The 14,150-nt window shown below is 44.9% G+C and carries 5 protein-coding genes; 3 read left to right on the top strand and 2 right to left on the bottom strand.

The window, feature by feature from the left end; translation table 11 throughout:
* The first annotated feature begins 170 nt into the window (after nucleotides 1–170).
* Complete coding sequence (sov, locus tag DYU05_RS19710) at nucleotides 171–7,190, top strand: T9SS outer membrane translocon Sov/SprA (RefSeq protein ID WP_117384959.1); 7,020 nt, start codon at nucleotides 171–173, stop codon at nucleotides 7,188–7,190.
* A 241-nt stretch (nucleotides 7,191–7,431) separates the two neighbouring features.
* Here sov and DYU05_RS19705 read toward each other — a convergent pair whose 3' ends face one another.
* Nucleotides 7,432–9,273 carry an AsmA family protein gene (locus DYU05_RS19705; RefSeq protein WP_117384887.1) on the bottom strand — a complete coding sequence of 614 codons (1,842 nt, stop codon included), beginning with the start codon at nucleotides 9,271–9,273 and terminating at the stop codon, nucleotides 7,432–7,434.
* Nucleotides 9,263–11,161: a hypothetical protein gene (locus DYU05_RS19700; RefSeq protein WP_133300271.1), complete on the bottom strand. Its 1,899-nt coding sequence runs from the start codon at nucleotides 11,159–11,161 to the stop codon at nucleotides 9,263–9,265. Before DYU05_RS19700 ends, DYU05_RS19705 begins: the two co-directional genes overlap by 11 nt.
* 177 nt (nucleotides 11,162–11,338) lie before the next feature.
* Here DYU05_RS19700 and miaB point away from each other — a divergent pair, with 177 nt between their 5' ends.
* Both miaB and DYU05_RS19690 read left to right on the top strand, forming a co-directional pair.
* The gene (gene miaB, locus DYU05_RS19695) at nucleotides 11,339–12,796 is read left to right on the top strand and encodes a tRNA (N6-isopentenyl adenosine(37)-C2)-methylthiotransferase MiaB (RefSeq protein WP_117384885.1); all 1,458 of its coding nucleotides are present in this window, start codon (nucleotides 11,339–11,341) and stop codon (nucleotides 12,794–12,796) included.
* Nucleotides 12,797–12,891: 95 nt separating this feature from the next.
* Nucleotides 12,892–14,148, top strand: coding sequence for a sigma-54 interaction domain-containing protein (locus DYU05_RS19690; RefSeq protein ID WP_117384884.1), 1,257 nt, complete (start codon nucleotides 12,892–12,894; stop codon nucleotides 14,146–14,148).
* The last annotated feature ends 2 nt before the right edge of the window (nucleotides 14,149–14,150 follow it).

The following is a 14,150-nucleotide window of genomic DNA, read 5'->3' as shown; positions in this document are numbered from 1 at the left end:
TGTAACACTTGGTTAAAAGATTTACTTGTAAAGTTTTTATAGGTATACTTTTTTTATCTGCTTTTTGCGGAACTGGTAATCTATTTGCCCAAATACAGACCCCGCAACAGCCTCCTCCCGGGCAGCAGACGCCGTTTAATCCCCAGAACCAACCTGTTCAACAGCCCAATTTGCAAAATCAGCAACCCAGTCAGCAACAGCAGAGGGTTAACCAGCAAAACCAAACTCCTGCACCAATAGACACCACTAAACCTCGCAATAATGTTCCTTTAAGTAATGCTCCTAAGCTTTCCAAAACCCGTCAGCAGCAAGCCCGTGAAGGCATTTTTGAACTAGACCCACCCGGGCTGGTAAGAAGCGTTGAATACGATCCTTTAACCAACAAATATATCTTGTACGAACGCGTGGGTAACCTGCTTTATCGCCCACCGGTATACCTTACATTTAACGAATATTTAAAGCTGCAGCAAAAAGGTGTACAGCGCGAGTATTACCGGCAATTGGCAGATAATTACGCGTATGATTCGCAGCAGCCAGGCTTTATTCCGCAAATTAACGTCAGGAGCAAAACGTTTGAGCAGATTTTTGGGAGTTCTACTATCAACATCCGTCCGCAAGGCTCAGCTGAGGTAATACTCGCCGGCCAGGTTAATAAAAATGAGAACCCGTTATTCAATACACGCCAGCGTAATCAATTCAACTTCAATTTTGATCAGCGCATTCAATTAAATGTTACCGGCGACATTGGCGACAAGCTAAAGATCAGCACCAACTATAATACAGAAGCGCAATTTCAATTTGAAAACCAAATCAAGCTTGATTATACCGGCCACCCGGATGAGATAATCCAAAAGATAGAAGCGGGTACCGTAAGCATGCCGTTGAATACCTCGCTGATAACAGGCAGTCAGGCCTTATTCGGCTTAAAGACAAAGCTTAGGTTTGGTAAGCTAGATATTACCAGCATCCTGTCACAGCAACGTTCACAGTCTAAAACTATTACGATCACTAATGGATCTCAGCAGGGGAATATAGCTTTAACACCTGCAGACTACGAGTCTAACAAACACTTTTTTCTTTCGCAATACTTCAGAAATAATTACAATCGGGCACTGGCTAATATTCCTATCATTAGCTCCAATATCACCATCACCAAAATTGAGGTTTGGACAACCAACCGTACCAACGTAACTACCGATAGTCGCGATATATTAGCGTTTCTTGATCTTGGTGAGAACAGACCATATAATACAGCATTGGTACAAGGGGGCCCTGGTTTTAGCGGCTTACCTGCAGGTTTCCAGGGGCCAGGCTTCACCCAACAATCTAACTCGCTTTTGCAAAACCTGCCTGCGAGTGCCCGCGCCACTAATTCTAATGATGTTGCCAACTATTTCAGAACCACCGGAGCTACAGATAACTACGCCAAGTTAACCTATGCACGCAAGTTGGTTCAGGGTAAAGAGTATACCCTTAGTCCGCAATTGGGTTATATCTCGCTTAACTATCCCCTGAACAATGACGAAGTACTTGCCGTGGCGTACCAATACTCTTACAATGGAGTACAGTACCAGGTAGGGGAGTTCAGCAGCGATGTAGCTGTGGACCCAGCCACGCCGAAAACCTTGTTTGTAAAGCTTTTAAAGAATGAGCTGCTGAAAACCAACCTGCCAACCTGGGATTTGATGATGAAGAACATCTATTCTTTAGGTGCATTTGGTATCAGTCCAAACAATTTCAGGCTAAATGTTAGCCGTTTGGATGATAAATCAGGTATCGAGAAAACCATTATGGATGAGGGGCAGAACACCAGGAGCAAACGCTGGCTGCAACTTACCGGCTTAGATAACTTAGACCAACAAAGCGACAAAAGACCCGATGGCTATTTCGACTTTTTGGAGGGTATAACAATCGACTCGCAAAATGGCCGTATTATGTTCCCGGTTCTGGAGCCTTTTGGTTCTGACCTCGCTAAACAGTTTACCCCTACCGAGCAGGACTTGGTAAGCCGATATGTTTACCAACCGCTTTATGATTCTACTAAAACCATAGCGCAGCAGTTTTTCCCCAAGCTAAACCGCTATTTAATAAAGGGAACGTACACCTCTACCCAAGGATCAGAATACCAGTTAAATGCAGTTAACATTCCGCAGGGTTCAGTAGTGGTCACCGCCGGTAATCTTAAGCTTAACGAAGGATCGGACTATACAGTTGATTATAGCTCAGGAAGAATTCGGGTGCTTAACCAGGCACTCCTTGCTTCCGGGCAACCCATAAATATCAAAATTGAAAATAATGAGCTTTTTGGCGTTCAGCAAAAATCTCTTTACGGAACCCGGTTAGACTACCGTTACAGCGACAAGCTTGCTTTGGGTGCTACCTTCATGCATTTAACTGAGCAGCCTATCACCCAGAACGAACTAGTAGGCGAAGAGTCTATCTCTAACTCTATTCTGGGTTTTGATGCAAATTATAGCTCTAATTCGCGGTTTCTTACAAAGCTGGTAGATAAAATACCACTGATTAACACCAAGGCGCCCTCTACCATAAATCTGAGTGGTGAGTTTGCTAAGCTGATGCCCGGGAGCCCTGGCGCGTTGAATTTTGCCGGATCAAAGAACGGCACATCGTACCTTGATGATTTTGAGAACAGCCGTTCTATTATCGACATAAAAAGTGCTATAAGCTGGCAGATATCCGGCACACCGCAAATGTTCAGCGAAGCGCAATTGTTTAATGATTTGAGTTATGGTTATAATCGGGCACGTCTGGCATTTTACAACATCGACCCGATATTCTATACTAATGCGGGGAATATCCCAATTAACCGTGCCGACCTTTCTAATCATTACAGCAGGCAGGTAATAGAGCAGGAAGTATTTCCTTATAAGCAGTCGGTAACCGGGCAGCCGTTAACACTGGCAACACTCAACCTCGCTTTTTATCCCACTGTTCGTGGGCAGTACAACTACACCACCACTGGTCTGAACCCCGACGGTACACTGCAAAACCCACGCAATCGCTGGGGAGGTATTTTCCGCAAATTAGAGACGAACGACTTTGAGTCGCTTAATGTGGGGTATATAGAGTTTTGGATGTTAGATCCTTTTATCTATAAACCGGCATCACAAGGCGGGGACCTTTACTTTAACCTGGGAAGTGTGTCAGAGGACATCCTTAAAGACGGACGCAAAAGCCTGGAAAACAGTTTACCTGTTGATGGTAGCACCGACAAAACTGACGAAACGGTTTGGGGTCGGGTATCAAGATTACAGCCCGTTATAAATGCTTTCGACAACAATCCGGATTCAAGAAAACTGCAGGACGTAGGTTTAGACGGATTGAACGATGCTGATGAAGCAACAAAGTTTGCCAGCGTAGTAAACCAGGCGAAAGCGGTACTTAGTCCGCAAGCTGCCGCAAGTTTAACTGCCGACCCATCATCTGATGATTATCGTTACTACCAGGGGCCGGAGCTTGACCAGGCAAGAGCGAGCATACTTGACCGGTACAGCCGCTACAATGGTGCCGAAGGCAATTCTAAAACTGCAGAGCAATCACAGGCGGAGTTAGGCTTACAAACATCGGCATCAACATCGCTGCCGGACGGTGAGGACATTAACCGCGATAATAACATGAGCCAAACCGACGAGTACTTCCAATACCGGGTGTCAATTCGCCCACAGGATATGCAGGTTGGGCAAAACTTTATAAGCGATAAGGTAACATCTAACATCAAACTGGCTAATGGGCAAACTGAAGCGGTTACCTGGTACCAGTTTAGGATACCCATTACCGACTATCAAAGTAAAGTAGGCAACATCCAGGACTTTAAAGCGATCAGGTTCATGCGAATGTTCATGACCAACTTTGCAGATACCTCTATCCTTCGTTTTGCAACCATGCAATTGGTGCGCGGCGAATGGAGGGGATTCAATGCTGAGAATAATCCACTTAATATTATTGCAGACCCATCTATACCAAACCCAACCATTGATGGCTCTTCGCTGGACGTACAGGCTGTAAACATAGAGGAGAACGGTAACCGTACGCCTATCCCGTACGTAGTTCCCCCTGGTATAAACCGCCAGCGTAACTACAATAACCTGCAAACCGATACCAAGCTGAATGAGCAATCGCTCTCGTTAAAAGTGAGCAGCCTGCGCGATGGTTATTCAAGGGCCGCGTTCCGCACTTTCTTTAATGATCTTAGATCTTACAAGAAAATCCAAATGTTTGTTCACGCAGAAGGCGATCAGCTGAGGGATAATGATGTGAACGCTTTTGTAAGGTTAGGCGTAGACTATCAGGATAACTACTACGAGTACGAGATACCACTTGCAGTTACCCAACCAGGCACACGCGATCCGGGTGCTATATGGCCAGCAGCAAACGAGTTGAACCTTACACTGGATGTGCTGACAAGCGCAAAGGTAGCACGTACCAATGCGAAACTTAATGGACAGCCATGGCCATTTACCACACCTTTTGTTTATACCGACGGTGTAAACAAGGTAACCATTAAGGGTCAGCCGGATTTAAGCCGCTTGCGAACGATAATGCTAGGAGTACGCAACCCATACAAACCGACTAACGCAGGTACTGACGATGGGCTGGACAAAAGCGGAACGGTATGGTTTGACGAATTACGCCTTACAGAATTTGATCAGCGCGGCGGTTGGGCGGCTACCGCGAGAGCTGATGTGGCGCTTGCGGACTTTGCTAACATAACGGTATCCGGCAGTAAAAGTACCATAGGCTTTGGCTCACTTGATTCCCGTGTAAGCGAACGCAGCAGGAGCGATAATCAGTTGTATGATATTTCTGGTAGTGTAGAACTGGGCAAGTTTTTCCCGGCGAAAAGCGGCATTAAAATACCAGCCTATATTAACGTAAGCAACCAGGTAGCAACCCCGCAGTACGATCCGCAATCTCCTGATGTGGAACTAAAGAAAACTCTGGCAGCAGCGCCCAATAGTAAAGCGAGGGATTCCATTAAAAATGTATCGGTAGATTATACCATGCGTAAAAGCATCAACCTTACCAATGTACATAAAGAACGGACAAATCCAACAGCACCTGTGCATGTGTGGGATGTGGAAAACTTCAATGCTACTTATGCCTATACCGAGTACACCCACCACGATTTTATAGTAGAGAACGACTTTGCCAAGACCTACCGCGTAAGTCTCGCTTATAATTACAGTAACCAGCCCAAGTATTACTCCCCACTGCAAAAGGTTATCAAAAGTAATTTGCTGGCATTAGCAAGAGATTTCAATTTCAGCCTGCTGCCATCAAGGCTGAACTTTAGCATCAATTTCGATCGGTATTATTCAGAAAATACCTTGCGTAACAACGATCCGAATAACTTTATCCCTATACCAACAACCTTTAACAAGAACTTCAATATTACCCGGGTATATGGTATTGGGTGGAACTTGTCTAAGTCGTTGCAGATGGATATAGATGCTACAAATCTCTCGGTAGTAGATGAACCTGCGGGCCGGGTTAACGGGCTTAAACGTGATACCTTATGGCAAAACTTAATGCGGTTAGGGCGTACCACAAACTACAATCACACTATTAACTTTAACTACACCACGCCGGTAAATAAAATACCGGGTTTAGATTGGACTGCTTTGGTGACCAGGTACAGCACGCACTTTAACTGGCAAAGCCAGCCCGAGTTTGCCATTAACAACCCGGATTATAATGTTGGGAACAGCATTCAAAACTCGCGTACGGTTCAGCTTAACCCAACGTTGAATTTCAATATTTTTTACAATAAGTTTGCTGCATTACGTAGAAACAACAATGGCGATCGAGGTGGCGTGGGCAAGTTCCTGCTGAGAATAATAACCGGGGTTAAAAATATTAGCGGTACTTATACCCGTACAGAGGGCACCTTCCTGCCTGGTTATCTACCACACTCCAACTTTTTTGGGCAGGACTTTACTTACGATGCCCCGGGCATAGGTTTCTTGCTGGGCAGCCAGGCGGATATCCGCAGCCAGGCTATCAACAATGGCTGGATAACTTCAGACACCTTACAAAACCAGCTATTCGTAAAAACCTTCAATGAGGACATTCGCCTGCGGAGTATTATAGAACCTATTAAAGATCTCAGGATAGAGTTAATCGGCTTCAAAACACAGGACAAAAACTACCAAACTAACTTTAAATATTCCACCGTTACCAATAGCATTGAGAACCTAAGCCCGGTAACATCAGGTACGTACAGTGTTTCTATATTATCATTAGGTACCGCTTTTAGCAGTACCTCGGGTATAAGTAACAAATCATCAACTTTCCAGCAATTTCTGGAGAACAGGGCTGTGATTTCTAAACGCTTAGGGATAACAAACCCAAACTCCGCAGGACAGATCGGTGGCTTCTCAGACGGCTACGGACCTAATTCGCAGAACGTATTGATACCTGCTTTCCTGGCGGCATATACTGGTAAGAGTGCCAGCAGCACATCCCTTAACCAGTTTCCTGGGATACCTATCCCCAATTGGCAGGTTACTTATAATGGTTTTGGCAAGATGCCATTCTTTACAGAACTTTTCGACTCGTTTGATATCCGCCATGGCTACCGGTCGTCATATAACGTAAACGGCTATACCACCCTTCTGCAATACCAGGAACTTAACGGCGGGGTAGCCTCACGGGATGTTAACGGCGACTTCCTGCCGTTTTACCAAATGACCCAGGTGAGCATATTTGAACAGTTTGTTCCATTGCTTGGTGCCGATGTGCGGTTCAAGAACAGTATGACTGCTAACCTGGAGTTCCGTAAGAGCAGGTCGCTGGCTTTAAGCTTGCTGAACAGCCAGCTGGCGCAGCAAACCGAGAACATTATAGTGTTTGGTTTTGGCTATCGTCCTAAAAACTTCAGAATGCCGTTTGGCTTGTTTGGTGGGAAGGCCAATAACGACATCAATTTTAAGCTGGATGTTGCCGTGCGCGACAATAAAACCCTGATTTACCGTGCTGATATAGAAGAGGCGGAAATATCATCTGGTGCCAAGAACATCACCATGCGCCCATCAATAGACTATGTGGTTAACCAGCGTTTTAACTTGAATATTTTTTACGACAGCAACATTACCAAGCCTTATACTTCGCAAACGTTTAATACGTCCTTTACCAACTTTGGTATCAACTTAAAACTGCTGCTGCAGTAAGCGGGCAAAATCATCCGGGTGTTCAAAAGTGTTCAGCTTTTTTTGTGTGCCGGGCGAAATTTACGTTTTTGAACACCTGGCGTAAAAGCCTTGAAAAACGCCCCTGGTCACACTTATATGGCGCTTTTTTGCTTTAAAGTAACGCAGCAACCTTTAAAAACCACACCGTTTTACACAGCTAAATTAAAATATATTTGCAAACAGGGTTTTTATTACAGGTGAAAACGGGTGCCTGGGAGAGTTAATTTTTCTGGTGCTTTTTAGCTGCTTCTTTACGTTTTTTCTCCAGTTCTTCGCGCGCTTTTTTGGCTTCTTCTTCAGCTTTCTTTTTTGCTTTTTCAGCTTTTTTCAAGGCACGCTCTTTTACTTTCTTGTCGTGCTTGTCCATCTCTTTTAACGCCTGTTCCTCTTTGGCGCGGCCAACTCCTGCATTAGGCTTAATTCCGCTGAACAGCGTTTGCCATACCGTTTTAAAGAACGGGAAGGTAGGGGGCCGCACGAACCTCACATTGGCCGATCTGGGTACGGCCTCGCCATCGTCTGGGTTATCGTGTTTAATGATGAGCGAATTTACAAAGAGAGATGCCAGTGTTTTATTCTTATAGGTCTTAATGGTGTCGGCCTTAAGCATCTTTATTTTAAGGTTATTATACAACAACGTTACTTTACCGGTAGAGACCTTGCTGGTGCTGTTAATATCAAAGTCGAGGCTGTTTAGCTGTCCTGAGGTTATCTTTACCATGGCGAGCGGCATAGTAGCCGGGTTAACTGCAGGCATAGATACCGCACCCAAATGCCCGCTGTAGCTGTAACTATAAGCAGGGTCGGTAAGGTTGAAGGCAAATTTCAGGCGCATTTTGCCCTGGTTCATGAAATTAGTGTTAAGCAATGCTACAGCACGGTGGTTTTTAGCAAGGCTGTCTTTATTGTTGGTGATGTTGGTAATGGTGCCGTTTGTATTGTTAAAGGCAACATACCCCCGTTGTTTCGACTGCTGTCCAAACTCGTTATAGTAAACATCAATATGCCGCAGCCTAAGCGTGTCAATGTTTACAGCTGCCTTAATGGTTTTTAATCCATATTGGGGGAAGGTAACTATCCGGTCGGTTTTTTTAATAGCCGCATTTGGATTGCTGTATACAGAAAATGAGCCTTTGGTCAGGATCAAATTGGCCGTGTTAAAAGTATGGAACTTGTGGTACGTCAAAAAATCAAACCGTTTAAGCTGTACGGTGTCAAAGTGCAGGGTAAACCTGTCTTGCTGGCTGTCGTCAAAGAACATCTTTGAATTAACCGGTTTAAGGTTCACATCTTCCAGTGTTAACGCTGATGTTTGTGTAGACAGCTTTGCCGATTTTACATGATAAGTATAAAGCCCATCGGCAGATTTGCCTGTATAATTGTACACCTCGGCGCCAATGTCTGCGCAGTACAACAGCCTGCTGCGGTCTGTCTGTGTAGCCGAGTCTATCAACAGGTCGGTAGCTTTTAAGTTGAGCTCTTTTAACTGAGAAACCTGCAGCTTTGATCCGGAGTAATCCTTGTATTTAAATTGCACGTCGTTAAGGTATATATCGCCAACATGAATCAGCTTTAACGATTTAGATATTTTTTGCCAAAGGGTACGCTTGTCCTTGGTAGTGGTGTCGCGCTGCCGCACCGGGTTGTAGCTTACTTCCAGCTCAGGAGCGCTTAACGTTATCCGGCTAATGTCCAGTTTCTTTTTAAAGTACAGGGTAAAAGGGTGTATGTGCGACACCACCAGCCGTTTCACATGCAGCTTGTAAAGGTTGTTTGGTCCAAACCCCTGTTTTACTTTTCGGCGGTAAACTGCCGTGTCGGGCGTTAAGGTAATGTCATAAAATATTACCTCGCCCTTTAAAACATGCAGACTGGCGTTGGTGTAGTCTACCCGGTAAAGGCTGTCGGTTTTTTCCAGTATTGCGGTTTTTACCTTATCAGACAGGATGGGCGACCAGTAGTGGTTTATGAGCAGCGCTGGTATAAATACCAGCAGCAGTAAAATTGTAAATACAATAAGAAGTACCTTTTGCCATTTATGCCTGATTAACTTACCCGCCATTTTGCTGTTTTTCCTTTTCTTTAGCGGCCTTTTCTGCTGCCTTTTGTTTTTCCTTTTCGGCTTTTTCCTGTGCCTCTTTCAATTTTTTAGCAGCTTCTTCTTTTTCTTCGGCAGCCTTTTTCAACGCCTTTTCTTTTTTGCGTTCTTCACGGCGTTTTTTCCGGTTCTCTTTAAATTGTTTAAACTTATCAAGCACGCTGGTAACCTGTGCTACGGTCTGGTTCACAAAGTTCTCGTTCTTTTTATCATAGCCCACACTCGGCTTTAATCCATCCAGCAAGCCTTTGTATAAAAAGCTGAAGAAGGAGGTATGCGGATCGCGGGCTACATTAATTGGCCCCGGCCTGAATTTACCATTTTTAGACGGGTTATCATTATCTATAAAAAAGGTGTTTGCCACTCGCGAGATCAATCCCTGGCGTTGCAGCTCTTTAACACCCTCCTGCTTCTTTAACAGATCAACGCTTAAATTATGATAATAGAACTCCAGCTGGCCTTTTGCCCGGTAATTGTTGGCATTTACATTAAAGTGCAGTTTGTCGATATCTGCCGATTTCACATGCACCAGTGCCAGCGGCTTAACCAGCTTATCAAGCACTTGTCCGTTAAACTTCCCAAGCGTGCCGTTGTAATTAAACGAGCCATCTTTGGCGTTCAGGTTAAACCTGAAGTTCACATTCAGGTTGCCGGCATTCATAAAACGGGTGTTTATGCGCGCCGTCATGAAAGGGTTCACCTTTTTGGCAGCCGGGTCATTGGTAAGGTTCATGATAACGGCGTCGGTATTCTTAAACAATATCTCGCCGGTAATGCCTGTGTTGGCGTCTGCCTCCAGGTACTTAATATCTGTACTGTTTATGTTAAGCCTTTTTAGCCGCATGTCCAGCGCTACTTTTTGTAGTGCCTGGTGAGGGTCTTTACCAATCTTAATTGTTTTAGGGCCTTTGTATTTGTTGTTGCTGTAAATTTCTACGTAGCCATTCTTTAGGTTCATTACCCCCGCATAAAGCTTTTGGTCGCGTAAGAAGCGCTGCAAGTCAATATCGGTAATGGCAATCTGTCTAAAGTTTAAGGTGAACCGCTCGCCGGGCTTACCCGTCTTTTTATAAAAGCCACTCTTACTGTACAGCGGCGTGTAAGCTACTTTGTCCAGTATAATGCTGCGCCTGGCGGTAGAGAAGAGGATTTGCTTAAGCGATATTTTGTAGAGCTTATTACCGGTAAGCACCGAATAGTTCTTCACTTTAACATCAACACCTTTGGTGTAGTAGAACCGGTTGGGGTCATCGCCGGAAAGGGAATCGATTAATACATCGGAGATATGTATATCCAGGTTCTTTAGTGCGGTGGTTTTTGGCGCACCATCACTACGGTTAATGTAATTAAGGCTGATGTCTTTAAGAGAAATTGAGTCTATCCGCAGTTGTTTAAACGTTTTTTTGATGATCTCGTACGGGCTTTTGGGTTTGCCTACTTTAACCGTGTCGTTAAAACTAAAGCGTTTGTTTACTACAGTTAAGCTCGGCTTTTCTATAGTGATGTCCTTGATGTTCAATATTTTGTCCTGGTAAGCGCGCTTCGCGCCCAGGTTTTTTATCGACAGTTTTTTTACACCCAGGGTAAAAAGGTTATCGGGAGCCTTTTTATTCGCCACCATTTTAAGGTAAACATTGGTATCAGGCTTAAGCTTAAAATTGGTAAGCGTAACATCGCCAGAGGCTATGTTCAGGTCAAAATCCGAGTATTCTATACTGTAAAGGCTATCTGTAGTCTTTAAAATAAGCGACTTTAACTCCTGTTGTAAATAAGGTTTCCAGCGGTCTTGTGCAACATATTTGTTGTATGCATAGTAAACGCCTATAGCCAATACCGCCACTATCCCCAGCAATATAAAAGGCCATTTTCATACACGTTTTTTTTCCGGGGCTTGTTCTTCCATTTTATGGCGTATTGTAATTCAGAGTTATAACAACGCAAACATTAATTTGTTACCCACCCGCTGACAATCTGTCATTCTTTTGATGAAATTGTGTATTTTTGCAGTTCAAAAATTTTCAATTTACGAATGGAGTTTTTAATACAGGATAAGGCGCACGATGAGAGCAGGCAGGGTGAAGCGCTTGTTTTAGAGCCGAACGGTAAGCACAACGGCCGTAAGCTTTACATAGAAAGCTATGGCTGTGCCATGAACTTTAGCGACAGCGAGATAGTGGCTTCGATACTGGCTGATAAAGGTTTTGAAACCACGCAGGATTTTAACAATGCCGACGTTATCTTCATAAACACCTGTTCTATAAGGGAAAATGCAGAGGTACGCGTACGCAACCGTTTAAAGGAATTTGCCGGTGCCAAGTTTAAAAACCCGGGCATGGTAGTAGGGGTGCTGGGCTGTATGGCCGAGCGTTTAAAGGCAAAATTTTTAGAAGAAGAAAAACTGGTTGACGTAGTTGTAGGCCCCGATGCTTACCGCGATCTGCCAAACCTTATAGAGCAGGTTGACGGAGGGCAGCGGGCAGTAAATGTTTTGCTAAGCCGCGAAGAAACCTACGCCGATATAAGCCCTGTTCGTTTGAATACAAATGGCATCAACGCTTTTGTATCTATTATGCGCGGGTGCGATAATATGTGTTCATTTTGCGTGGTGCCTTTCACCCGTGGCCGCGAACGCAGCCGTGATGCACACTCTATAGTGGCAGAATGCAAGGACCTTTTTGATAAGGGATACCGTGAAGTTACGCTATTAGGGCAAAATGTAGATTCTTACAAGTGGAGTGCTACAACTGCAGAAGATGGTGAAGCACTTACAGCAGGAGCCGAAGTACAGGTAGTAAATTTTGCCAGCCTGCTGGAGATGGTTGCATTGATACACCCCGACCTGCGTGTGCGCTTTTCTACGTCGCACCCGAAGGATATTACTGACGAGGTGCTGTATACCATAGCCAGGTACGACAATATTTGCAACTACATACACCTGCCGGTGCAAAGCGGTAATACCCGTGTGCTGGAACTGATGAACCGTACTTACACCCGCGACTGGTACATTAACAGGATAGACGCGATCCGTCGCATCATCCCTAACTGTGCTATTTCAACGGATATCATTACCGGTTTTTGTACAGAAACGGAAGAAGAACACCAGGAAACATTGAGTATGATGGATTACGTTAAGTACGACTTTGCTTATATGTTTATGTACAGCGAGCGCCCTGGCACTTTAGCCGCAAAGCGTTATGCTGATGATATACCGGAGGCAGTGAAGCACCGCAGGCTAAAAGAGGTGGTTGCCAAGCAGCAGCAGTATTCTCACGTGCGCATGCAGGAATCACTGGGTAGGGTAGAGCGCGTGCTGATAGAAGGTTTTTCAAAAAAATCAACTAACGACTACGCCGGCCGCAGTGATAAGAACGCTATGGTGGTTTTCCCTGTTCATGAAGATTACAAACCAGGGCAGTACGCCAACGTGCTGGTAGAGCGCTGCACAACAGCTACGCTGATAGGAAGAATTATCCCCCAAACCCCCTGAAGGGGAGTTACGTCCGCATTGGACGTAAATAAAGGGAAAATATCTATATAGAATAAAATACACACAAAAACTCCCCCTTTAGGGGGCTGGGGGGTATGGAAGTACAAGAAATAAAACAACGCTTCGGGATAATTGGCAATTCGCCTTTGCTTAACCGGGCTATAGTTATAGCTAACCAGGTTGCACCGACTGATATCTCTGTTTTAATAACGGGAGAGAGCGGCAGTGGTAAGGAAGTATTTTCGCACATTATTCACCAGATGAGCCCGCGCAAGCACGGGCCTTTCATTGCCGTGAACTGCGGTGCAATACCTGAAGGTACTATTGACTCCGAACTTTTCGGTCACGAAAAGGGCGCTTACACCGGCGCCGTTGGCGAACGTAAAGGCTACTTTGAAACAGTTAACGGCGGTACCATCTTTTTAGATGAGATTGCCGAGATGCCACTGGGTACACAGGCCCGCCTGCTAAGGGTGCTGGAGTCTGGTCAGTACATCCGTGTTGGCTCATCCAAAGTAGAGAAGACCAACGTGCGGGTTATCGCCGCTACCAACGTAGATGTATACGACGCCGTAAAGGCAGGAAAGTTCCGCGAGGATCTTTACTATCGTTTAAATACAGTGCCGTTGCGCATACCACCCCTTCGCGACCGGAAAGAAGATATTTTCTTGCTGTTCCGCAAGTTTACGGCAGATTTTACTGATAAGTACCGCACGCCACCTATTCAGCTTGATGATGAGGCACAACAGGTACTCATTAATTACTCGTGGCCCGGCAACGTGCGCCAGCTGAAGAATATGGCAGAGCAGCTGGCTGTGCTGGAACGTGACAGGGTAATTACAGCGCCTACTTTGTTAACTTATATACCGCATGAAGCCAGCCGCAGCAATTTGCCAATGCGTTTGGATGCGCAGCCAAAGGAAGATTTCTCTGAAAGGGACATCCTTTACAAAGTGTTGTTCGACATGAAGCGGGATATGGTCGAGCTTAAAAAGCTGGTTGCAGATATTATTGAGCATGGAGGTGTATCGCCAAACTATGCCAACCATACACAAACGCTTAACCAGTTATACAGGGATATTGAGTTGCCTGTAAACAACCATACCGAGCCACAATTTACTTTGCAACAGCCCGTTAATAACAACGCGGCCAATAACGGCAACAACAATGATGCTTTCCATATTACGCACGATGCGGAAGAAGTAGAAGAGTCGTTGTCGCTGGTTGATAAAGAATCGGACCTGATACGTAAGGCTTTGAAAAAGCACAAGGGCAAACGCAAGCTTGCCGCAAATGAGCTTGGCATATCAGAACGTACACTGTACCGCAAGATAAAAGAACTTAATTTATAACC

The sequence above is a fragment of the Mucilaginibacter terrenus genome (assembly GCF_003432065.1).
GTDB classification, from domain to species: Bacteria; Bacteroidota; Bacteroidia; order Sphingobacteriales; family Sphingobacteriaceae; genus Mucilaginibacter; species Mucilaginibacter terrenus.
Note: the sequence above shows the minus strand (reverse complement) of the source record. Positions and strands in the feature narration are given on the sequence as shown.